Source organism: Bradyrhizobium sp. CCBAU 51765, assembly GCF_015291725.1.
GTDB lineage: Bacteria > Pseudomonadota > Alphaproteobacteria > Rhizobiales > Xanthobacteraceae > Bradyrhizobium > Bradyrhizobium liaoningense.
The window spans coordinates 5,368,978-5,390,790 of sequence record NZ_CP030038.1; the positions used below are offsets into that span (position 1 = coordinate 5,368,978).

At 64.9% G+C, this 21,813-nt stretch carries 19 protein-coding genes; 15 read left to right on the forward strand and 4 right to left on the reverse strand.

The window, feature by feature from the left end; all coding sequences use genetic code 11:
• Positions 1-651 precede the first annotated feature (651 nt).
• Complete coding sequence (locus XH96_RS25620) at positions 652-1,788, forward strand: GNAT family N-acetyltransferase (RefSeq protein WP_194388202.1); 1,137 nt, start codon at positions 652-654, stop codon at positions 1,786-1,788.
• A gap of 28 nt (positions 1,789-1,816) precedes the next feature.
• Here the strand turns inward: XH96_RS25620 and XH96_RS25625 are convergent, their stop codons facing one another.
• Entirely contained in the window at positions 1,817-3,040 is a 1,224-nt protein-coding gene (locus XH96_RS25625; protein ID WP_194388203.1) for an NAD(P)/FAD-dependent oxidoreductase, read from the reverse strand.
• A gap of 465 nt (positions 3,041-3,505) precedes the next feature.
• Here XH96_RS25625 and XH96_RS25630 point away from each other — a divergent pair, with 465 nt between their 5' ends.
• The 3 genes from XH96_RS25630 (at position 3,506) to XH96_RS25640 (ending at position 7,827) form a co-directional block, all read left to right on the forward strand.
• A complete protein-coding gene (locus XH96_RS25630) occupies positions 3,506-4,852 on the forward strand; it encodes a lipopolysaccharide biosynthesis protein (RefSeq protein WP_194388204.1) in 1,347 nt (448 codons plus the stop codon).
• A 237-nt stretch (positions 4,853-5,089) separates the two neighbouring features.
• Positions 5,090-6,265, forward strand: coding sequence for a glycosyltransferase family 4 protein (locus XH96_RS25635; RefSeq protein ID WP_194388205.1), 1,176 nt, complete (start codon positions 5,090-5,092; stop codon positions 6,263-6,265).
• Between the two features lie 29 nt (positions 6,266-6,294).
• Positions 6,295-7,827, forward strand: coding sequence for a hypothetical protein (locus XH96_RS25640; RefSeq protein ID WP_194388206.1), 1,533 nt, complete (start codon positions 6,295-6,297; stop codon positions 7,825-7,827).
• A 55-nt stretch (positions 7,828-7,882) separates the two neighbouring features.
• Here XH96_RS25640 and XH96_RS25645 read toward each other — a convergent pair whose 3' ends face one another.
• Entirely contained in the window at positions 7,883-8,806 is a 924-nt protein-coding gene (locus tag XH96_RS25645) for a LysR family transcriptional regulator (RefSeq protein ID WP_194388207.1), read from the reverse strand.
• A 107-nt stretch (positions 8,807-8,913) separates the two neighbouring features.
• Here XH96_RS25645 and XH96_RS25650 point away from each other — a divergent pair, with 107 nt between their 5' ends.
• From XH96_RS25650 to XH96_RS25700, 11 genes are all read left to right on the forward strand, one after another.
• On the forward strand, positions 8,914-9,237 hold the full coding sequence (locus XH96_RS25650) for a Dabb family protein (protein WP_028176754.1): 324 nt from the start codon (positions 8,914-8,916) through the stop codon (positions 9,235-9,237).
• Positions 9,234-10,313, forward strand: coding sequence for a maleylacetate reductase (locus XH96_RS25655; RefSeq protein WP_194388208.1), 1,080 nt, complete (start codon positions 9,234-9,236; stop codon positions 10,311-10,313). The genes XH96_RS25650 and XH96_RS25655 overlap by 4 nt, the downstream gene beginning before the upstream one ends.
• 5 nt (positions 10,314-10,318) lie before the next feature.
• Entirely contained in the window at positions 10,319-11,692 is a 1,374-nt protein-coding gene (locus XH96_RS25660) for an amidohydrolase family protein (protein WP_194394262.1), read from the forward strand.
• 21 nt (positions 11,693-11,713) lie between these two features.
• Positions 11,714-12,616: an NAD(P)-dependent oxidoreductase gene (locus XH96_RS25665; RefSeq protein ID WP_194388209.1), complete on the forward strand. Its 903-nt coding sequence runs from the start codon at positions 11,714-11,716 to the stop codon at positions 12,614-12,616.
• Between the two features lie 13 nt (positions 12,617-12,629).
• The gene (locus tag XH96_RS25670; protein ID WP_194388210.1) at positions 12,630-13,514 is read left to right on the forward strand and encodes an intradiol ring-cleavage dioxygenase; all 885 of its coding nucleotides are present in this window, start codon (positions 12,630-12,632) and stop codon (positions 13,512-13,514) included.
• A gap of 55 nt (positions 13,515-13,569) precedes the next feature.
• On the forward strand, positions 13,570-14,964 hold the full coding sequence (locus XH96_RS25675) for an FAD-linked oxidase C-terminal domain-containing protein (protein WP_194388211.1): 1,395 nt from the start codon (positions 13,570-13,572) through the stop codon (positions 14,962-14,964).
• A gap of 24 nt (positions 14,965-14,988) precedes the next feature.
• Entirely contained in the window at positions 14,989-16,512 is a 1,524-nt protein-coding gene (locus tag XH96_RS25680) for a sugar ABC transporter ATP-binding protein (protein ID WP_194388212.1), read from the forward strand.
• The gene (locus XH96_RS25685; RefSeq protein ID WP_194388213.1) at positions 16,505-17,455 is read left to right on the forward strand and encodes an ABC transporter permease; all 951 of its coding nucleotides are present in this window, start codon (positions 16,505-16,507) and stop codon (positions 17,453-17,455) included. Before XH96_RS25680 ends, XH96_RS25685 begins: the two co-directional genes overlap by 8 nt.
• Complete coding sequence (locus XH96_RS25690) at positions 17,452-18,429, forward strand: ABC transporter permease (protein ID WP_194388214.1); 978 nt, start codon at positions 17,452-17,454, stop codon at positions 18,427-18,429. The genes XH96_RS25685 and XH96_RS25690 overlap by 4 nt, the downstream gene beginning before the upstream one ends.
• Positions 18,430-18,471: 42 nt before the next feature.
• A complete protein-coding gene (locus XH96_RS25695) occupies positions 18,472-19,446 on the forward strand; it encodes a sugar ABC transporter substrate-binding protein (protein WP_194388215.1) in 975 nt (324 codons plus the stop codon).
• A gap of 77 nt (positions 19,447-19,523) precedes the next feature.
• Positions 19,524-19,811: a YciI family protein gene (locus tag XH96_RS25700; protein ID WP_194388216.1), complete on the forward strand. Its 288-nt coding sequence runs from the start codon at positions 19,524-19,526 to the stop codon at positions 19,809-19,811.
• A gap of 3 nt (positions 19,812-19,814) precedes the next feature.
• Here the strand turns inward: XH96_RS25700 and XH96_RS25705 are convergent, their stop codons facing one another.
• Positions 19,815-20,792 (reverse strand): ABC transporter ATP-binding protein, encoded by a 978-nt coding sequence (locus tag XH96_RS25705; RefSeq protein WP_194388217.1) that lies wholly within the window; start codon positions 20,790-20,792, stop codon positions 19,815-19,817.
• Complete coding sequence (locus XH96_RS25710; RefSeq protein WP_194388218.1) at positions 20,789-21,778, reverse strand: ABC transporter ATP-binding protein; 990 nt, start codon at positions 21,776-21,778, stop codon at positions 20,789-20,791. Before XH96_RS25710 ends, XH96_RS25705 begins: the two co-directional genes overlap by 4 nt.
• Between the last annotated feature and the right edge of the window lie 35 nt (positions 21,779-21,813).

Consider the following 21,813-nt stretch of genomic DNA (forward strand, 5'->3'; position numbering starts at 1 on the left):
GTCCCGAAATGAAAAAGGCGCCCATCGGCTCGTTAAGCCGAGGGCGCCCTCGCCGCCAACCGAGCACGCGAAATCCGCGCGATGTTGGAAATGGTTGAAACTCGCTGCGTTGACGGGCTGAACTGCCCAACGCTTGTCCAGCACGGTCGTTGAGATCAGTTACGAAGTCAAGCGCGTTATTGCAGCGAAAGCTGCTACGATTCGTATCGTGGTGCAGCAAAACTGTGCATCCGATCCGAGCCCACGCGTCGATGCGCCGTAGCCATGACGGCACGCCCGAAGTCCTGCCTTCGGGCCTGTCGTGCGCTATCGAAGGTTGCGCGGTCGAACCTGCTGATGGGCCTGCGCCACGCCAAGCCGTCGGCACTTCCCGCTACGAGCGACAGGCATCTCTGCCGGCGCTCGAATTCGCCGGGTGTGAATTCCGGCCGGCTGAGCATCATCCGGCATCGAGCCGGCCGCGCACGATCTCATCCTCAGCCCCGGGTCTGTGCACCTCCGGCATTTTAGGAATTTGGTAACGATACGAACGTCGCTGAACGCATTAATGCAAATCGCACGCTGCCGGTGTCTGCCCCGTAACGACCTTGCTATAAGCCCGGCCAGGCGCGACCGACGCTCGCGAAATCGACATGGTTTCACTGATTTCTCATGAACAAGCTCAGCAATACGTTCGACATCGTCATCGAGCAGTCGTTCGACTTTCTGTCTCCGGAATATGCAGAGCTGTTTGGTCGCTCGGCCGCCACTGCGTTCCAGCATCCGGTCTGGCTGCATAGCCTCTACACCAGGCTCGCGCCGGAAACGGGCGCAACTCCTCTGGTCGTCGTGGTCCGCCACCGCGCGACGGGAGCCCTCGCGATGGTGCTGCCCCTTCTCCGGATCCGGCGTGGTCCGATACGAACCGTCGAGTTCGCCGACCTCCGCGTTTCCGACTACCTGGCGCCGGTTTGCAGCCCGGACGTGTTCTCGCAACTGCTCGACGACGCGGCCGCGTGCGCGCAGATTCGGCGCCTTGTCCGTCCTTTCGATCTGCTCCGAATGGTCAAGCTGCCCGACGCACGGCTTCCGATCGAAGACCTCCTGGCTGCGTCCCGCCGCGTAGCGATGGACACCAATGCCTACGCGACGGTTCTCGTCGCGCCGTTCGAGCAATGGCGGGCCAGCACGCTCGATCGCTCCTATCAGAAGGAGCTCGCAAAGAAACGCCGTCAGCTCGAGAAGAAGGGCGCGCTGAGCTTCCAGTGCTGCGGCGACAGCGCGTCCGTGCTCGAGGCGCTGGACGTCATGAGGAAGTTCCGGGGTCCGCGCTTTCACGCACAGGGCGACGGAGACCTGCTGCAGCGCCCCGAATATCACGGCTTCTATTCCGCCGTCGCACTTGGCGGCCTCGGTTCCTTTGTCCGCCTCTACGCCATGAAGATGGACGGCGAGGTGATTGCCGCCGTGCTCGGACTATGCCATCGGGGCAGCTTCCTCATCATCATGAGCGCCTTCGACATCGCCGGCTACAAGAGCCAATCCCTTGGCGCGCTGATGTTCGAGCAGGTGGCGCGGGACTGTATCGAGCGCGGAGATCAGATGCTCGATTTCACCATTGGCGACGAGCCATACAAGAAACTGTTCGGCGGGCAGCCTTCGCCGATGTGGGCAGTCACGCAGGCCGGCAGCGCCGCAGGCGCCATCGCCCTGTTCGCGCTGAAGCAGGCTCCCTGGCTCAAGCTGGCGGCCAAGCGGCTGTCGGATTTGAGGCTCCAGCCCGCGCGAACCCCAACTCCCACGCGCTGACCGACAGCACGCGAAGGCGGAGCAGAATTCAGGCGCGCAACGCGCCGCGGACACGCCCGAGCCAACCCGGGCGCATCTGATCGACGCGGTGGGTCAGACTGCGCCGCAGGAAGTGCAACCGTCGTCGTACGTCCCAGCCGATGTCGCTGCGGGACGTCAGAGCCTCGCGGAAGCGCGCCATCTTCAGCGACTGCTGGTCAGCCGCGATCTTGTCGCGATCGGAATAGAACTGCGAGATCTTCTCTCGGCCCATGCCTGGCGTCATGAGCCACCGCGGCGCGTATTCGGTGCAAAGACGGTCGACGTCCACCAGCAGACGGGCGACACCCGTGCCGGCCGCGGGACAGTTGGTCTGGAACGCATCGCCGATAAGCACGACGCCGGGCTGGAGATGCCCCTCGACGACGGTCAGATCCATCACCCAGTTCTGGACCCGGTCGGTCACGCGGAAATCGCCGAGGTAGTCCCGCAATCCCGGCAGCAGGCGCAAGACCGTCGCCTCCGGCTCGCGACGCAACTCCCGCATGATCGGGTCGGTCGGATCGCGGAACATGAAGAGATTGGCCCGCATGCCGGCACGGACGGGAAACAGGCTGAGATAGTCGATGCCGTCCGCCGCACGTTCGCCGTAGCAGGTCAGCGCCTCGAAATCGAACGGAGTACCGTCCTGGCGGGCGATCGTGAAGCCGAACGAAACCGAATGGCGCTCGGCCAGCACGCGCCGCCTGATGCCGAGCCTGTAACCGAGGACTCCCGCCATGCCCGTGGCCAGAACGACGAGGCGTGCGGTGACGCGCCGTCCGGAGGCCAGCTCGAGATGCTGGACATCGTCGCTGCTGCTGATCGCAGTGACCTCGTCGACGATCAGGTGGGATGGATCGGGGATCTGGCGACGCGCCATGGCGACGAGATCGGCATAGGGAAATCCGTAAGCCTGGCCGACGCTGACATCGACCACCTTGCCCTCCCGGATATTGAGCACCTGGTCATATCGGCAGGCGACGTCCTCGAGCGCGTTGAGAAAGCCCAGCTTGCGAAACAGCTCCAGCTGATGGCCGCCGATCTTTTCGACCCGGAATTCGTCCGGATAGATCGCGCGCTTGTCGACGAGAGCAACGCGATGCCCTGCCCGCGCCAGCACGGCCGCCGCAAGCGATCCCGCAAGGCCACCGCCGACAACGACGATGTCGGAGACGATCGTTGCCGTCTCGCCCTCATCGATTGGCTCGGTCACGGCTCCATCCGTCGTCATGGCTTCGGCTCCCAGATTAACGGCGGTTCCCTGTGCAACTCTCTCGCCTGATGTCGCATCGCGGAGGCAAGTGCGATCATTTCCGAGGATTGAGGTTAATGACCGGAAGCGGCGGGCGCGCTGTTGCCGTTCCGGCACGCGTCTTGCTCGAGTTGCTCGGTAGATTCCGGGTTCCGACATCCCGGCGACCGATCCCACGCGCCATTCCGCACTCGAACCGCCGATCTCCTCTTCTTCGGTCGTCGATGCGGCGCCAGGCAGTCAGTCGGTCGAGCTGGACTTTGCACCAACCGGGACAATGAGGACGACGATGTTCCAGAGTGAAGCAGCCGACGTAGCCGCGATATCGTCGCGGCCGGCGAGATCCTGCATCTCGTCCATTAACACTCGCGCCGTTGCAGCATGCTAGGTTGTCGCCGGTATCGGAACACGTCTCTTCAGGGGAGCGTAGCCCCTTAAACCTCCATGATCGAAGCCATCCTCCAGTTCATGCGGCGCGATGTCACGCGCGGTGTTGCCGGGACCATCCTCCTCAAGGTTGGCAGCGGCGTACTCGCGTTTGCATTGTTCTCGCTGGCGGCACGGACGATGTCGCCCGATGGCTTCGGCATCTTTGCGACCTGGCTCTCGGTCGCCCAGATCGCAGCCGTCCTGGGACTGGTCGGCCAGGAATCCCTGCTGGTGCGATTCCTCAACGAGTATCAGGTCAGTGACAGGCCGGACCTCACCAAAGGCGTCCTCCTGTCGAGCTTCAAGATTACCTCGGTCGCAATGCTGATCGTGATCGCCGGGATCGCCATCGTGGCAAGCATGAGAGGCGACTGGTGGCTGCTGATCATCGTGGTGTCGGCCTACACGGCCGTCAACGCCGCCGTGATGCTTGGGAGCCAGATCGCGCGCTCGCTGGTCAGCATTCTCATGGGCGAGGGAAATCGCGAGTTCTTCTGGCGGGTCATCGTCGTCCTGTTCCTGCTCGTCATGCTGCTCGGCCATCGGCAACTCGATCCCACCGAGCTGATCGCGGTGATGACGATGGCCATGTCGGTGGGCCTGGTGGCGCAGATCATTTCGATCGCGCGAGTGCTGCCGGATTTGCGCGGTACGCCGGCGCGCACCGAGACATCCCGCTGGCGATCGAGCGCCCTTCACTTCTGGCTCGCATCCATCCTTGAAGCCGCCAACCAGTATTTCGACGTCATTCTGGTCTACTGGATGCTGGATCCGACGACCGCCGGAATCTACTTTGCCGCCTCGCGCCTTGCCAACATCTTCGCCATGCTGTCCGCAGCGCTGTACACTTTCGGCGCACGCCGGCTTCCGTCACTGTATTTCAGCAAGAACCACCGGGAGTTCGAGCGGACCTTGCGGTTGATGGCGGAAGTGACCGCACTTTGCGTGATCGCCGGCCTCGTCATCATCTGGATCGGCGGCCCCTATCTCCTCAACCTGTTCGGACCTCATTTCACCGCACAGCACTCGGTCTTGATCGTGCTCGCGATCGGAACTGCCATCCAGGCGGCAGGCGGCCCGTCTGCTGCGATCCTGCAGCTGACCGGCCATGAACGAATCTATGTGCCGGTCGTTGCCGCCAACGTCGCGCTGCGGCTCGTGGGATTTATCGTCCTCATTCCCTGGCTCGGCGTGCTCGGCGCGGCGATTTCGGCGACGGTGTCGCTCGCGCTCGCGACCATTGCCCTGAATATCCTCTGTCGCCGGCGATCCGGGGTGGATCCCTCGGTCCTCGTGCTCTTGCGCTTCCCTGCTTCGAGGCACGGCAACTATGCAGTTCGCGGCGCGGACTCGGGCGATTAGATGTCATCGGGCCGCGGCTCGGGGAATCCGCAGCCACGCGCCGGCAGCGTGCAGGACCGATTGGTTAACGCACTCGCCGCGCACCGTCGGGAAACAGCGGAAATACCGCGCGAACGATGTGGTTGCAAAGGCCTCGCATTAACTCCGTTTGTTGCTAGCCGATGTCCGGGCGATACCCGCATGATAGGTACGGAGTTAAGAAGGTGAAGATTTCGTTTCTTTAGCAGGTCGGCATTCGTGCTCCACTATCAGCCGAACAAGGAATTGGGCGAGACGAGCGCGACGGCTTTGGCGCGGCCGGACAATAGCGGGCCGAAACTGCACGTGCTTCTCGCGCAAACCCAGGCCGAGAACGCCGGTGCGCAGGAAATCTCGCGGCTTCTCGGCGCCGGGCTCACCGCTCGCGGCTACCGGGTCACCAATCTATTCTTCTTCCGCAAGTCGGACTCTTTCGATGAGCCGCCGGATACGCTCTACTGCGCGCGGAGCCGGCCGGGCAATCCGGTGGCGCTGCTGCGGATGCTGCGGACGCTCGGCCGCCATATCAGGGCCACGAGGCCCGACGCCGTCCTGACCTTCCAGCATTTCGGCAACGTCATCGGCGGTGGCGTGACGCGCCTCGTCAGCCGTGCACCGGTTGTCGCAAACCAGGTTTCATCCGCAATGTCGATGAGCTGGCCGGTCCGCACCGCCGACATCGTCATGGGCAGTCTCGGCTTCTTCGACTGCATCACGCTCAATTCGAAGGACATGCAGCGCGAATATTCGCGCTACCCCGCGGCCTACCGGTCGCGCATGGTGCATGTGCCGCACGGCTTCGACGACAAGGCCCTCACGCTGTCGAAGGAGGCTGCACGACATGGATTCAACCTGCCGCCAGACTGCGTCCTGCTTGGCTGCGCAGCAAGGCTGCATCCGCACAAGCGGCTCGATCTGGCGATACGTCTGTTGCCGGGTCAGCCATCCTGGCACCTTGCGCTTGCCGGCCAGGGCGCCGACGCGGCCCGACTGAGACAGCTCGCGAACGACTTGAACGTCTCGGACAGACTGCATTGGCTCGGGGAGATTCCTCCCAGCCGGATGGCGGACTTCCTGGCCTGCCTGGACGTGTTCGTGTTTCCGACACAGGCCGAAACCTTCGGTCTCGCCGCGGTCGAGGCTGCGAACGCCGGTGTTCCCTCGGTCGTGACCGATCTTCCCGTCCTGCGCGAAGTGTTGTCCTACGAAGGCAGACCGACTGCGCTTTTCGTCGATGCCTCCGACCATGCGAAGCTCTCCGCGGCTGTCTCCACGCTGTTGACGGACGAGCACCTGAGCGAGGAACTGCGACAAAACGCCAAAGGCCTGAGATTGCGCTATTCGGTAGATGCGATGGTTGACGAATACGTTCGTATTCTCGAGCAGGTCATTTGACATGATCCGTTGAAACAGATTGGCTCGACATGATCATCGAGTTTCGCTGTGAACGCGACTATGCGCGGCAATGGATGGCCCGCGAGACGCTGTCGATCGACGGCCGGGACGTGCCTGTGCGAATCGTATGGGCGCCAACGGCGGAGCCGCGGCCCGCAGGACTCGACGCCCTGTTCGAGCTCGAACGCGTGGTGCTGCGCAAAGGCAAACATGGCGGCGCAGACAGGCTGAAGATCGTTCCGGAAGGGGCGCAGGCTTGCGGCGCCGCTGATATGATCGTCGATTTTACGGGCGCCGCGCGGGATCCGAGTTGCTCTGCCCGGCTGTATCTGCGTCCGCTGTTCAACGGAGCTGCGGGCGAAAATGCCGCCCTCGCCGCCATTCTCGCCGGCGACCTGCCCGTGATCGACATCGTCAACGAGGTCGACGGTTCGGTCCTCGACCGTGGCCGTCCATCCGGAGAGATTGCCGCGGGCCTCAGCGGCGCGCTCGAAACCGTCATGGCGCGAACCCTGACCATGGTGGCGGCAGTCCTGTCGGGAAGGCCGCGAATTGTGCCGCAACTGGCGCGCCCCGCCGGGAATGGCTTGCGCCGCGGACCCGTCGGCTATGTCGCTCGCGGCCTTGCCGCATCGATCGCCAAGGAGATCTATCGCCTCTGCTGCTATGCCCCGCATTGGCATATCGGATGGCGCTTCAATGACGGCGGAGGCGTCTGGCAGACCGGAGATCTATCCGGCCCAGGCTGGAACGTGCTGGGAGATCCTGGAAACCACTTCTACGCCGATCCGTTTCCGATCACGTGGCAGGGACGCACATTCGTCTTCTTCGAGGATCTCGATCACCGCATCGGAAAAGGTATCATTTCTGCGATCGAGTTCGGCGACGCGGGGCCGGTCGGCGAGGTGATGCCGGTGCTGGAGGAGCCCTGGCACCTCTCCTATCCGTTTCTGATCGAAGACGATGGCGAGCTGTGGATGATCCCGGAGAGCTCGACGCGCGGCGACGTCGCCCTCTACAAATGCGTTCGGTTTCCGGACAAATGGGAGCGATATGCGACGCTCCTTTCCGGCCTCGAGCTGGCCGACGCCACGATCACGCGGCACAACGGCCTGCACTATCTGTTCGGCGCCTGGCGCGACGGAGCGGGCGGCTATTCGGATTCGCTGGCGATCTACTACGCCGACCGCCTCTTGGGGCCCTGGTTGCCCCACGCCAGCAATCCGGTCTTGATCGACCGCGCAAGCACGCGGCCGGCGGGGAATTTCGTCACCCTCAATGGCAAATTGTGGCGACCGGTCCAGGATTGTGCCGACGGATACGGCGCGGCGCTCGCCCTGGCGGAGGTGGTCGAGCTGTCGCCGACGGCGTTCAAGCAGATCGTCCGCCACTCTCTGAAGCCCGGACCGCTATGGCCCGGCAGGAAGTTGCATACCTTGAACCGCTGCGGCCGGCTCGAGGTGATCGACGGATCGCGCGTCCAACCCAAGACGCGCGCGTTCGCGAGTCACTTTCCGTCGACGGTCGTGTCTGCGCGAACCAGCCCGAGTTCGGCTGTTTGATCTGCGTATCGCGCGCCGATCCGCCCACGGCGACCCGAATTCTCGGGTTGCCCGCTCACTTCGCCGCGTCGATCCAGATCCCCGGCTCTGAATGCTCGCGAATGTGGCTGACCAGGAAGTCGGAGAAGACCCTGATCTTGGCTGGCAGCCTGACGCGGTTCTGATAGGCGATGTTCATGGTGAGCAGCGGCAGCTCCCAGCCCGTCAGGACCGGCACCAGCCGGCCGGCAGCGATATCGCCCTGCACGATGTAGAGCGGCTGGATCAGGATGCCGAGCCCTGCGCGCGCTGCACCACAGATGATCTGGCCGTCATTGCTGTCGAGCGTCGGCGCGATGCGGATGGTCTGCGTCGTGCTGCCCTGGCTCAGCCGCAGCGAATAGGGATCGTTGGCGAGGTTGTAGATCAGCATGTTGTGGCGGGCGAGATCGGCGGGATGCTCCGGCCAGCCGTGCTTCTCCAGGTAGGAGGGAGCCGCAGCCAGCACGCGGTGCATCTGGCCGATCCGGCGGACGATGATGTTGGAGTCCGGTTCGTGCTCCCGCGTGCGGATCGCGACGTCGATGCCGGCCTCGATGAAGTCCAGATAGCGGTTTGCGCTGATGATCTGCACGCTGAGATCAGGATAGAGCGCGCGGAAGGCGGGCAGCATCGGCGCGAGATAGATCATCGCGAACGACAACGAGCTCGTCACGCGGAGCATGCCCTTGGGCGACAGCGCGCGGTCGGAGACGGCATCCTCGGCCTCGGCCAATTCGTTCAGGAGCGTGCCGCAGCGCTGCAGGAGCTCCTGCCCTGCCTCGGTCAGCCATTGCCGGCGCGTGTTGCGCTCGATCAGCCGGACCGCAAGCCGCTCCTCCAGCGCGCTGAGATGACGGCTGACAGCCGCGTTCGACATCCGCAGCGCATCGGCAGCTTTGGACAGACTGCCGAGTTCAGCGGTTTTGGAGAAGACCTCGAGTTGGAGGAGCCGGTCCATTTTTGCGTAAACAGGAAAAGAGACTTACAATTTTTGACCTTTATTTCCGATTTCTGCAAGGCAAAATGGCACCAACAAAGTATTATCGCAGGCGAGGAAACTGGGAAATGTCGGGCCCGATCAGGCACATCGTGATGTGGCGGCTGCGCGGGGACACCCCCGAGGAGCGTTCCGCAGCCCGGGTCAAGGTCAAGACCCTGTTCGAGGGCCTCAAGGGCCGGATCGACGGCCTCACCCATATCGAGGTCGGCCTCGACGTCAGCGCTGTCGACTACGCCTGCGACGTCGTCCTGTTCTCCGAATTCACCGATCAGGCGGCGCTTGCCGCCTACGCCAACCATCCGGAACATCTGCGCGTCCGCGAGGCGCTGGGCGACTTGCGGATCGGGCGCTTCCAGGTCGATTATCCCATCAAAGAGACCGGCGCATGATCGGCTCGTTCACCTACGAAAACCTGCCCTGCCGCGTCGTGTTCGGCAGCGGAACGCTTGCTTCCGCCAAGGCTGAGGTCGAGCGGTTCGGCGGCAGGCGCGCGCTGGTGCTGACGACGCCGCAGCAGGAGGCGCAAGGCAAGAGCTTGGGCGCCGCGCTTGGCCCGCTCTACGCCGGCCTGTTTTCCAACGCCACCATGCACACACCGGTCGAGATCACGGAACGGGCGCTCGCGGCGCTGAAGGCGTGCGAGGCCGATTGTGTCGTCTCGCTCGGCGGCGGCTCGACCACCGGGCTCGGCAAGGCGCTGGCTTTGCGCACCGGCGTCAACCAGCTCTGCATCCCCACGACGTATGCCGGCTCGGAGATGACGCCGATCCTGGGCCAGACCGAGAACGGCCTGAAGACCACGGTCCGCGATGCGGCCGTGCTGCCGGAGACCGTGATCTACGATGTCGATCTAACCCTGACGCTGCCGGCAAGCCTCGCCGCAACATCCGGCATCAATGCGATCGCCCATGCGGTCGAGGCGCTCTATGCGCGCGACAGCAATCCCGTGACGTCGCTGATGGCCGAGGAAGGCATCCGCGCACTCGCGCGCGCCCTGCCCGCCATCGCCACCAGGAGCGACGACCGCGAGGCCCGCACCGAGGCGCTCTACGGCGCCTGGCTGTGCGGCGTCTGCCTCGGCACCGTCGGCATGGCGCTGCATCACAAGCTCTGCCACACGCTCGGAGGCACCTTCGACCTGCCGCACGCCGAGACGCACACCATCGTGCTGCCGCATGCGCTGGCCTACAACGCACCGGCAGTGCCCGACGCGATGGCGCGCATTTCGCGCGCGATCGGCGCGGCCGATGCGTCGCAAGGACTTTTCGAGCTTGCGAAGCGGCTGGGTGCGAAGGTCGCGCTGCGTGATATCGGCATGCCCCAAAGCGGCATCGACAAGGCGGCCGACCTCGCCGTCACCAATGCCTACTGGAATCCGCGGCCGCTCGAGCCAAACGCCATCCGCGACCTGATTGCACGCGCCTGGGCCGGCGAGCCGCCGGGCACCGCAAGAGCGGCGGCGTGAAAGCGATGCGGCGCACGTTGATCAAATCAGCCACCGTCATCAGCATGGATGACGCGATCGGCGACCTTTCGAGCGGCGATGTGCTGGTCGAAGGCAGCCGGATCGTCGACGTGCGCCCATCGATCGAGCTCGGCAGCGGTGCCGCCGAGACCGAAATCGTCGACGGCGCCGGGCGCATCGTCATCCCCGGCCTGATCAATGCGCACATGCACACCTGGCAGACGGGACTGCGCGGCTATGCCGCGAACTGGACGTTGCTCGAATATTTCCGCCGCATGCATGCCGGGCTCGCGACCGTATTCCGGCCCGAGGACATCCATATCGCAACGCTGGTCGGCGCGCTGAACCAGATCAACCATGGCGTCACCACGCTGGTCGACTGGTGCCACAACAACCCGACGCCCGATCATACCGACGCTGCCGTGCGCGGCCTGATCGAGAGCGGCATCCGTGCCGCCTTCTTCCATGGCTCGCCGAAGCCCGAGCCGAAGCCGGGCGAGCCGCATTTCTCGGAGATCCCGCATCCGCGCCGCGAGGTCGAGCGGCTGCTGGCGGGCCCCCTCGCCGACCGCGACGGGCTCGTCACGCTCGGGCTCGCGATCCTGGGTCCGCATTATTCGACGCTCGACGTCGCCATGCACGATTTCCGCCTGGCGCGAGAGCTCGATCTGATCGCATCGATGCATCAGGGCGGCGGCCCGGCCAAGACGCCCGGCGGCTGGGACAAGCTGATCGAGGCCGGCCTCGGCGGCGCAGGCGTCAACGTCGTCCATGGCAACGATCTGCCTGATGATCTCCTGGACCGGATGGTGGATCTCGGCGTGTCCTTCTCGGTGACGCCTGAGAACGAGATGATTCAGGGCCACGGCTTCCCGATCACCGGACGCCTCCTCAAGCGCGGCGTTCGGCCGACGATCGGCATAGATCTCGAATCCGTGCTGGCAGGCGATCTCTTCTCCGCCGCCCGCGTTGCGCTCTCGATGCAGCGGGCGCTCCACAATGCGGAGTCGCGACAAGCGAGCGGAACGATTCCCGCAACGACCACCATTCCCGTCCGCGAGGCACTGCGCTGGATCACGACGGAAGGCGCGCGCATGCTCGGCCGCGAGAGGCAGATCGGTTCGCTGACGCCGGGCAAGCTCGCCGACCTCGTCATCATCAACGCCTCCGATCTCAATCTCGTCCCGGTGCACGATCCCGTCGCCACCGTCGTGATGCAGACGGGCCTCGCCAACATCGAGGCCGTGATGATCGGCGGCGCCTGGAAGAAACGTAACGGCCGGTTGCTGGCCGAGGGACTGGAGACGAAGAAGGAGCAGCTGGCGCAATCCGGCCGGCGGCTGGTGCAGGACATCGAACGACAGGGACGCGCTGCCTAGCAGCGCCATTGGACAAGAACAATGACTGACGCTTCCAGGAATGTTGCTTTCATCGGGATCGGCAAGATGGGTCTGCCGATGTCGGCGCTCGTTATCAAGGCCGGGTATGCCGTGACCGCTTTCGATCAGAGTGCCGCACGGCTCGACGAGGCACGCGCACTCGGCGTTTCGGTTGCCGCTTCGCCGGCCGCCGCCGTGAGCGGCAAGCCGGCCGTCGTCACGTCCCTGCCCGATGACGCGGCGTTACGCGGCGCATTGCTCGGCCCCTCCGGCCTCATCGCCGCGATGGCACCCGAAGCTGTCCTGATCGAGACCAGCACCGTAAGCGTCGAGGCCTCGACCGAAGTTGCGGCCGCGGCGCAGGCGCGCGGAATTTCCTATCTCCGTTCGCCGGTCTCCGGCAATGCCAGCATCGTCCACACCGGCGCGCTGACCTGCTTCGTCTCGGGGCCGAAGCAGGCCTTCGAGAACGCAAAGCCGCTGTTCGCGACCTTTACCCGCGCGCAGACCTATCTGGGGCCGGCCGAGGAAGCCCGCTATGCAAAACTGTCCGTCAACCTGATGATCGCGGTGTCGGCGGCGATGATGGCGGAAAGCCTGGCGCTGGCGCGCAAGGGCGGCATCGCCTGGCAGGACATCCTGAAGGTGCTCGACGACAGCGCGATTGCCTCGCCGATGGTGAAGTACAAGACCGCGCCGCTGCGGACGCGCGACTTCGAGTCCACCTTCTCCTGCAAGCAGATGGCCAAGGATCTCGACCTCATCCTCGGCGCCGGCCACGCCGTCGGAGTGCCGTTGCAGCTCGCGGCGCAGGTGCGCGAGACCTATGGCGCGCTGGTCGCACAGGGCGACGGCGACACCGACTTCATTGCGACCGTCAAGCATCTCGAACGGCTGTCCGGCCTCGGCGAACCAAAACTCTGATCGCGAGATACACATGCGTAATCTCAACGAAAACACGATCACGGATGCGATGCTGGAGCGGATCGCGGGCGCGACCGATCCACGCATCAAGCAGGTCAGCGAGGCGCTGGTGCGTCACCTTCACGCCTTCGTCCGCGAGGTGCGGCCAACCCAGCAGGAGTGGGAGTACGGCATCGATTTCCTGACCCGCACCGGGCACATGTGCAACGACAAGCGCCAGGAGTTCATCCTGCTGTCGGATACGCTCGGCGTCTCCATGCTCGTCGATGCCATCAACCATCCGGTGCCAGAGGGTGCGACCGAGACCACGGTGCTTGGCCCGTTCTTCGTCCAGGCCGCGCCGGAGAAGGACAGCGGCGCTGACATCTCCGGGCCGATGGAAGGCGATCCGATGCTGGTCACCGGCTCGGTCTCGACCGTGGACGGCCAGCCGCTCGCAGGCGCCATCGTTGACGTCTGGCATTCGGACGATGACGGCTATTACGACGTGCAGCAGCTCGACAAGATCGGCGATCTCGCGATGCGTGCCCGCTTCCATACAGATGCCAACGGCCGCTTCCATTTCTGGTCGATCAAGCCGGCGGCCTACCCCATTCCGCATGACGGCCCGGTCGGCGAGATGCTGGAGGTGCAGGGCCGCCATCCCTGGCGCCCGGCCCATGTGCACTTCATGATCTCAGCGCCCGGTTTCGAGCAGCTCGTGACACACGTGTTCGTTGCCGGCGACCAGTATCTCGACAGCGACGTGGTGTTCGGCGTCAAGGACAGCCTGATCCGCGAATTCGTCCGCCTTCCCGCCGGCCGTGCGCCGGATGGTCGCATGGTGGACACCGAGTATTTTCATCTCAACTACGATTTCGGCCTAAAGCAGGTCGCGAGCAACGCGAGAGCCGCTTAAGCTGGACTACGGACCAACAAGAGTCCGGCAGCAGGGAGCAGACGGGAGCTTAAGGATGGGACCGCGGGTCAGCACGGACATATTGGCCGAGCGCCTCACCGGCATGATCGGCCCGCGCGCGAGCGTTGCGCGCGGCGTGCTCGATCAGCATGGGCAGAGCGAGTCGCATTATCGGAGCCTGCCGCCCGATATCGTCGTCTTCCCCGAGACCACGCAGGAGGTCGCGGACATCGTCAAGCTCTGCGCCGGCGCGGGCATGCCGATCGTTCCGTTCGGCGCCGGCACCTCGCTCGAAGGCAACGCGGCCGCGGTCGCCGGTGGCGTCTGCTTCGACTTCGCACGCATGAACAAGGTTCTCGCAGTGCACGACAGCGACATGGATGTCGTGGTGCAACCCGGTATCACGCGCAAGCAGCTCAATGCCGAGCTGCGCAATACCGGCCTGTTCTTCCCGATCGACCCCGGCGCCGACGCCTCGATCGGCGGCATGACCTCGACGCGCGCCTCCGGCACCATGGCGGTGCGCTACGGCACCATGAAGGACAATGTCATGGCGCTGGAGGTGGTACTGGCCGATGGCCGCGTGATCCGCACCGCGCGGCGCGCGCGCAAATCGGCGGCCGGCTATGATCTGACGCGCATGTTCGTCGGTGCCGAAGGCACGCTCGGAATCATCACCGAGATCACGCTGAAAGTGCATCCGGTGCCGCAGGCCATCTCGGCCGCGGTCTGCAGCTTCGACACCCTGCACGATGCCGTCGATACCGCGATCTCGGTGATCCAGTCAGCGATCCCCGTCGCGCGCATCGAGCTGCTCGACGACGTCATGATGCGCGGCATCAACGCCTACGCCAAGCTCGGCTATCGCGAGGCGCCCACCCTGTTCTTCGAATTCCATGGCTCCGAGGGCTCTGTGGCCGAACAGGCCGAAGCGGCGCAGGCCATCGCCGCCGATCATGGCGGCCATGGCTTTGCCTGGGCGAAGGCGCCGGAAGATCGCAGCCGGCTCTGGCACGCCCGCGACAACACGCTCTATGCCGGCCTCGGCCTGCGCCCCGGCGCACGCGCGGTGATCACGGATGTCTGCGTGCCGATCTCGCGGCTGGCGGAATGCCTCACCGAGACGCGGCGCGACGCGGACGTGCACGGCTTTGTCGCGCCGATCGTCGGTCACGTCGGCGACGGCAATTTCCACATGCTGATCCTGATCGACCCGGCAAGGCCGGAGGAGGTCGAAGGCGCCAAGGCGCTGCAGGCCCGCATGGTCGCCCGCGCCATCGCCATGGACGGCACCTGCACCGGCGAGCACGGCATCGGGCTCGGCAAGATCGATTATCTCGCCGACGAGCTCGGCGAAGCCGTCGACGTGATGCGGTCGATCAAGACCGCGCTCGATCCGAATGGACTGATGAACCCTGGAAAGATCTTTTCAGGCGGAGCCAATACATGAGTGCAAAGGCATGAGTCAAAAGTCATGAGCGACGCGCTCCCGATCGAGGTCACCTCACCCACGCCGCTGCTGGAGCTGCGCGGCATCAGCAAGGAGTTTCCCGGCGTCAAGGCGCTGGATGACGTGTCCTTTGCCGTCTACCCCGGCGAAGTCCACATGCTGCTGGGCGAGAACGGCGCCGGCAAATCGAGCCTGATGAAGGTGCTCTGCGGCGCCTACCGCGCCGACGCCGGCGAGTTCTATTACAAGGGCGAGACGGTCGCGATCAACTCCACCGCGGACGCGCAGAAGCTCGGCATTGCCGTGATCTTCCAGGAATTCTCGCTGGTCCCCCATCTCGATATCGCCCAGAACATCTTCCTCGGACGCGAGCCGAAGGGCCGCATCCCCGGCACCATCGACCGCCGCAAGATCCTCGCCGATGCAAAGCGCGTGCTCGGCACGATCGGCTTCGACATCGATCCCTCCACCACCGTCGACAAGCTCGGCGTGGCGCAGCAGCAGATGGTCGAGATCGCGAAAGCGATCAGCCAGGACGCCCGCATCCTGGTCATGGACGAGCCGACCGCGGCGCTCTCCGACCGCGAGACCGAGCTCTTGTTCGCGCTGATTGCGCGGCTGAAGGCGGACGGCGTCTCTATCGTCTATATCTCGCACCGCATGGCCGAGGTGTTCGCGCTCGGCGATCGCATCACCGTGCTGCGCGACGGCCGTCGCATCGACGGCGTCCGTCCCGCTGACGTCACGCCGGACCAGCTCGTCCGCATGATGGTTGGCCGCAACGTCGACATGACCTATCCGCGCCACTTTACCGACAAGCCCGGCGAGCTGTTGCTCGAGGTCAAGGGCCTGACCGCGCCAACCGGCATCTCCGACATCAACATCGAGGTGCGCCGGGGCGAGATCGTCGGCCTGTGCGGGCTCGTCGGCTCCGGCCGCAGCGAGGTCGCGCGCGCCATTTTCGGTGCCGACCCCGTCACATCAGGACAGATCATCTTCGACGGCAAGAGCATTTCCGGCGAGCCCGACCTCGCCGCCCGCCGCGGCATCGCGCTGATCCCCGAGAGCCGCAAGAGCGAAGGCCTCGCGTTGCTGCGCTCGGTCAGCGACAATCTGGTGGTATCGGCGCTGCGAAAGCTGTTCCCGAGCGGGCTGTTCGACCAGCGCAGAGCCCAGCGCACCGCCGACGGGCTGATCCGCCAGCTGCGCATTGCGACCCCAAGCGCACGGCAGACCGTCGGCCTGCTCTCGGGCGGCAACCAGCAGAAGGTCGTGATCGGCAAATGGCTGGCTGCCGGCTCGAAGCTGTTCATCTTCGACGAGCCGACGCGGGGCATCGACATCGGCGCCAAGTCCGAGATCTTCGCGCTGATCGACCGCCTCGTCGCGGAAGGCGCGGCGGCCCTGATGATCTCGTCCGAGCAGGTCGAGATCTGCCATGTCTGCGACCGCGCCTATGTGATGCGCGAGGGGCGCATCGCCGGACACCTGACGCGCAGCGAATTGACCGAGGAGAACATCGTGCGATTGGGGATGCATCATGCGTGAGGCCGCGATCGTCGCTCAACCCAATCCGCTGCAGCGGATTCCCGGCGTTGCCATGGTGCTGGTGCTGCTGATCGCACTGTTCAGCGTGATCGCGCCCGGCTTTCTGTCCGTCGCTAACCTCTCCAACGTGCTGGTGCAGTCGACCATCCTGACCATGCTCGCGCTGCCGATGACCTTGATCATCATGACCGAGGGGCTGGACCTGTCGATGGGCGCGGTGCTGACGCTGACCTCGCTCTGCGTCGCCATCGTGTCGCTCGCGACCAAGTCGATGCTGCTCGGCCTGGGTGCCGGCCTGCTGGTCGGCACGGCCTTCGGCCTCGCCAATGGCTGGCTGGTCGCGATCGTGGGCATTCCGCCCTTCGTCGCGACGCTGGGCACGCTCGGCATGGCGCAGGGGCTGTCGCTGATCGTCAGCGACGGCCAGAGCGTGGTCGGCATTCCCCACAGCGTGCGCGACATCTACTCGGCGACGCTTCTGAGAGTCCCCGTTCCGATCGTGATGGCGCTCGTGACCTACGCGGTCTTCCACGTGCTGCTCTATCATACGAGGTTCGGCACCTACATCTTCGCCCTCGGCGGCAACCGCGAGGCGCTGCGCTATGCCGGCCTCTCGCCGAACCGGCTCCTGATCGCGGTGTACGCAATCGGCGGCGCCATGGCCGGCATCGCCGGTCTCTTGATGACCGCGCGGATGAACTCCGGTCACCCCACCGCCGGTCTTGGCCTCGAATTCGATGCCATCGCCGCGGTCGCCGTCGGCGGCACCTCGTTCGAGCGCGGCAATGGCTGGCTGCTCGGCACGCTGCTCGGCGTCCTCTCGGTCGGCGTGCTGCGCAACGGGCTGAACCTGATCTCGCTGCCGTCCTCCGTGCAGGTCGCAAGTGTCGGCGTGCTCGTCATCGTTGCCCTGTTCCTCGACGGCCTCAGGAGCCGCGCATGACCGACATCACCAAGGACGCTATCGCGCCGCCCCGCTCGTTCCTTTCGCAGGACGCGATCCAGGTGTTCTACCGCCTGCTCGCGGCGCTCCTGATCTGCGCGGTGCTCGCCGTGCTCAGCGATTCCTTCCTGAGCCTCGGCAACATCCTCAACGTGCTCAGGCAGGCGAGCCTGACCTTCTTCATCGCCTCCGGCCTGACGCTGGTGGTGCTGACCGCCGGCCTCGATCTGTCCGTCGGCGCCAATGTCGCGCTGTCCGCCTGTATCGCCGGGACCGTGATCCACACGACCGGCTCGCCGGCGCTCGGCATCCTCACCGGCCTTGCCTGCGGCGGCATCGTCGGCCTGCTCAACGGCATCATGGTCACTGCGCTCCGCATCCCCTCCTTCATCGCCACCTACGGCATGCTCTGGGTGCTGAACGGCCTCACCTACTGGTACATGGCGGGCGAGACATTGCACGGCTTCCCGGCCGGCTTCCGTCAGATCGGCAGCGGCTATCTGTTCGGCCTGCCCATCCCGGTCTATCTGCTGCTGGTCTTCCTCGGGATCGGGACGTTCTTTGCGCAACGCACGGTCTGGGGCCAGGAGATCTATGCGATCGGCGCCAATCCGGTCGCGGCGCGGCTCTCAGGCATCCCGGTCGCGCGACGCCTGCTGCTGGTCTATGCCGTCTCCGGCACCATGGCCGGACTCGCCTCGATCATCTTCCTGTCGCGGCTCAATTCGGCCGAGGCCGACATCGGCGAGAGCCTGACGCTGCCCGCGATCGCGGCCGTGCTGATCGGCGGTACCTCGCTGTTCGGCGGCGTCGGCACCGTGTTCGGCACCTTCATCGGCGCGCTGATCCTCACCCTGGTGCTGAACGGCATGAACCTGCTCTCGGTCAGTGCCAACTGGCAGCCGCTCGTCACCGGCGTCATCGTCATTCTCGCGGTCTGGCTCGACATGAAGACCCGCCGCCGCGCGCAATGAGTTCTTGAAGTTCCAACAAGCAAAACAAGGGATGGAGGCAACATGAAACAGAAACTTGGCTATCTGGCGCTACCGCTGCTGATGGCGGCCGCGTTCACCACCGGGGCACGCGCCGATGGCGAGACCATCGCCGTCTTCACCAAGAACCAGACCAATCCGTTCTTCCAGACGGTGAGGGTCGGCGCCGACAACATGGCGAAGACGCTGAACGCGAAGACGCTGCAATACATCCCGACCAAGCCGGACTCGATCCCCGAGCAGCTCAGCCAGATCGAGGACGTCGTGGTGAAGAAGCCGAGCGCGATCGTCTTCACGCCGGTCGACTACAAGGCGATGGTGCCCGGCGTCGAGAAGATCAACGAAGCCAAGATCCCGGTCGTCAACATCACCGACCGTTCAGCCGGCGGCAAGTTCCTGTCCTTCGTCGGGGCCGACGACTACAGCCTCGGGCTCGAGACCGCACGCTTCCTGCTGAAGACGCTGGGCGGCAAGGGCAACATCGTCATCATCGAGGGCGTCAAGGGCTCGCTGACCAATGTCGACCGCGTCCGCGGCTTCAACGACGCGCTGAAGGAGAATCCGGGCGCCAAGCTTTTGGCCTCCCAGCCCGGCAACTATCAGAGGCTCCAGGCCCTCCAGGTGATGGAGAACCTGATGCAGTCGAACTCGCAGATCGACGGCGTGCTCGCCGCCAACGACGCCATGGCGGTCGGCGCGATCGAGGCGCTCGACGGCGCCAATCGCAAGGCCCAGGTGATCGGCATCAACGGCACCAAGGAGGCGATCGACGCGATCAAGTCCGGCAAGCTGCTGGCGAGCGGCGACTACAACGGTTTCGCGCAAGGCTGTCTCGGCACCATGATGGCGATCCGCTCCTTGCGCAATCAGCCTGTCATCAGCGAGATCGTGCTGAAGCCGACCGTCATCACCAAGGCCAATTACCAGCCGTTCGACGTCCCGCTGGAGCAGCGGACCTGTCCGACCTTCGAAGACGCCGGCAAGCTCGGCGCGAAGTAGACCACCCGATCACGTCCAGTCCGGACGGCCGCCCCCCGCGGCCGTCCCAAGAACCGAAGCAAGAAACGGAGACCACCATGCTGTTCGCCATTCACGCTCTCGACCGCACCGGTGCGCTGCCCACGCGGCTTGCCAATTACGACGCGCACAAGTCCTTCCTGAGCGATACCTCGCGCTTCGGCGTCAAGATCGTGATGTCGGGGCCGCTGGTCTCCGATGACGGCCAGGCGATGATCGGCAGCCTGTTCCTGGTCGAGGCGCCAGGCCGCGCCGAGGTCGAAGCCTTCAACCGCGCAGATCCCTTTGCCGCGGCCGGCATCTGGGACAAGGTCACGATCACGGGTTTCCTGCGCCGGCAGGGCTAGACCCTACGGCAGCTCTTCGAGGTGACAGGCCACCCACTGCTCGGCTCCGGTCGAACGCAGCATCGGCTCCTCTGTCCGGCAGCGGTCGAAGACGAACGGGCAACGGGTGTGAAAGCGGCATCCGTTCGGCGGGTTGATCGGGCTCGGCACGTCGCCCTTGAGAATGATGGGATTGCGCTGTGCCCCGGGCTCCGGCAGCGGCACCGCCGACAGCAGCGCCTTGGTGTAGGGATGCCTTGGCGCGGCAAAGATCTCCCGGCGCGGCGCCACTTCCACGATCTTGCCGAGATACATGACCGCAACGCGATGGGTCATGTGCTCGACGATCGCGAGATCGTGGCTGATGAACAGCAGCGCGAGGCCGAACTCGCTCTGGAGATCCTGCAGCAGATTGACGATCTGCGCCTTGACCGAGACGTCGAGCGCGGAAACCGCCTCGTCGCACACGATCAGCTCGGGTTCGGCCGCAAGCGCGCGCGCAATGCCGATGCGCTGACGCTGGCCGCCGGAGAATTCGTGCGGCCTGCGGTTCAGCGCCTCGCGCGGCAGGCGCACGGTATCCATCAGCGACGTGACGCGAACCTCGAGATCCTCCGCAGACTTGGCGAGGCCGAAATTGCGGATCGGCTCGGCGAGAATGTCGCGCACGCGCATGCGCGGATTGAGGCTCGAGAACGGATCCTGGAACACAACCTGCACCCGCCGGCGCATCTGGCGCATCGTGCTCGGCGCGGCGTCGTCGATCCTCTGGCCGTCGAGGATGACCTGCCCCGAGGTGATCTCGAACAGCCGCAGGATGGCGCGGCCGACCGTCGATTTGCCGCAGCCGGACTCCCCGACCAGCGACAGGGTCTCGCCCCGCGCGATCTCGAACGACACGCCGTCGACTGCATAGACGAATTCGGACTTGCGTCCGAAAAGGCCTTTGTTGACCGGAAAATGCTTCTTGAGGTCGTTGACCTGGAGCAACGGAGGGCTCATGCCGCGACGGCTCCCTTGGCCGCATAGTGGCAGGCGGCGACGTGGCGAGGGCCCTTTTCTTCGAGCCCCGGCGCATATTGCCGGCACAGATCGGTCGCAAGCGCACAGCGGCCGGCAAAGACGCAGCCGATGATCGGCTTTCTGAGATCTGGTACCTGCCCGGGAATTTCCGCAAGCCGTCTTGCCGTGCCCGTCAGCGACGAGCCGAGCCGCGGCACCGCGCCAAGCAAACCTTGTGTGTAGGGATGACGCGGCGAACGAAACAGCTCCGCCACCGGCGCCTCCTCGACCTTGCGGCCGGCATACATCACCATGACACGCTCGGCGATCTCGGCGACGACGCCGAGATCGTGGGTGATGAGGATGATCGCAGCACCCACGCGGTGCTTCAGATCCAGCATCAGCTTCAGGATCTGCGCCTGGATCGTGACGTCGAGCGCGGTTGTCGGCTCGTCCGCAATGAGAAGCTTCGGATTGCAGGCGAGCGCGATCGCGATCATGACGCGCTGGCGCATGCCGCCGGACAACTGATGCGGATATTCGCGCACGCGGCGCTTCGGCTCGGGAATGCCGACCAGCGTCAGCATCTCGATCGCGTGCGCCTCCGCCGCCTGCTTGTCGAGGCCCTGATGGATCATCAAGGTCTCACGAATCTGGCGGCCGACGGTCAGGACCGGATTGAGGCTGGTCATCGGCTCCTGAAAGATCATCGAGATGTCGTTGCCACGGATCGCGCGCATCTCGCGATCGGACAGCTTCAGCAGGTCCCTGCCCGCAAAGCGGATGCTGCCTGCGATCCTGCCCGGCGGCTCCGGGATTAGCCGCATCAAGGACATCGAGGTCACCGACTTGCCGCAGCCGGACTCGCCGACGATGGCGAGCGTCTCGCCCTCGTTGACATGGAAGGACACCCCGTCGACCGCGCGATTGATGCCGCCCGGTGTGCGGAAATGGGTCTGGAGGTTCTCGACTTCGAGCAAAGCCATCGCGATCAGCCTCGATCCATCACAGGCGACATCAC

Bases quoted from the DNA above. Each gene is read 5' to 3' on its own strand.
- XH96_RS25680 (WP_194388212.1), top strand. From the start codon at position 14,989: ATGAGCGACGCGCTCCCGATCGAGGTCACCTCACCCACGCCGCTGCTG.
- XH96_RS25640 (WP_194388206.1), top strand. From the start codon at position 6,295: ATGATCATCGAGTTTCGCTGTGAACGCGACTATGCGCGGCAATGGATG.
- XH96_RS25660 (WP_194394262.1), top strand. From the start codon at position 10,319: ATGCGGCGCACGTTGATCAAATCAGCCACCGTCATCAGCATGGATGAC.
- XH96_RS25710 (WP_194388218.1), bottom strand. From the start codon at position 21,778: ATGGCTTTGCTCGAAGTCGAGAACCTCCAGACCCATTTCCGCACACCG.
- XH96_RS25700 (WP_194388216.1), top strand. From the start codon at position 19,524: ATGCTGTTCGCCATTCACGCTCTCGACCGCACCGGTGCGCTGCCCACG.
- XH96_RS25665 (WP_194388209.1), top strand. From the start codon at position 11,714: ATGACTGACGCTTCCAGGAATGTTGCTTTCATCGGGATCGGCAAGATG.
- XH96_RS25705 (WP_194388217.1), bottom strand. From the start codon at position 20,792: ATGAGCCCTCCGTTGCTCCAGGTCAACGACCTCAAGAAGCATTTTCCG.
- XH96_RS25630 (WP_194388204.1), top strand. From the start codon at position 3,506: ATGATCGAAGCCATCCTCCAGTTCATGCGGCGCGATGTCACGCGCGGT.
- XH96_RS25690 (WP_194388214.1), top strand. From the start codon at position 17,452: ATGACCGACATCACCAAGGACGCTATCGCGCCGCCCCGCTCGTTCCTT.
- XH96_RS25655 (WP_194388208.1), top strand. From the start codon at position 9,234: ATGATCGGCTCGTTCACCTACGAAAACCTGCCCTGCCGCGTCGTGTTC.
- XH96_RS25620 (WP_194388202.1), top strand. From the start codon at position 652: ATGAACAAGCTCAGCAATACGTTCGACATCGTCATCGAGCAGTCGTTC.
- XH96_RS25670 (WP_194388210.1), top strand. From the start codon at position 12,630: ATGCGTAATCTCAACGAAAACACGATCACGGATGCGATGCTGGAGCGG.
- XH96_RS25685 (WP_194388213.1), top strand. From the start codon at position 16,505: ATGCGTGAGGCCGCGATCGTCGCTCAACCCAATCCGCTGCAGCGGATT.
- XH96_RS25695 (WP_194388215.1), top strand. From the start codon at position 18,472: ATGAAACAGAAACTTGGCTATCTGGCGCTACCGCTGCTGATGGCGGCC.
- XH96_RS25625 (WP_194388203.1), bottom strand. From the start codon at position 3,040: ATGACGACGGATGGAGCCGTGACCGAGCCAATCGATGAGGGCGAGACG.
- XH96_RS25645 (WP_194388207.1), bottom strand. From the start codon at position 8,806: ATGGACCGGCTCCTCCAACTCGAGGTCTTCTCCAAAACCGCTGAACTC.
- XH96_RS25650 (WP_028176754.1), top strand. From the start codon at position 8,914: ATGTCGGGCCCGATCAGGCACATCGTGATGTGGCGGCTGCGCGGGGAC.
- XH96_RS25675 (WP_194388211.1), top strand. From the start codon at position 13,570: ATGGGACCGCGGGTCAGCACGGACATATTGGCCGAGCGCCTCACCGGC.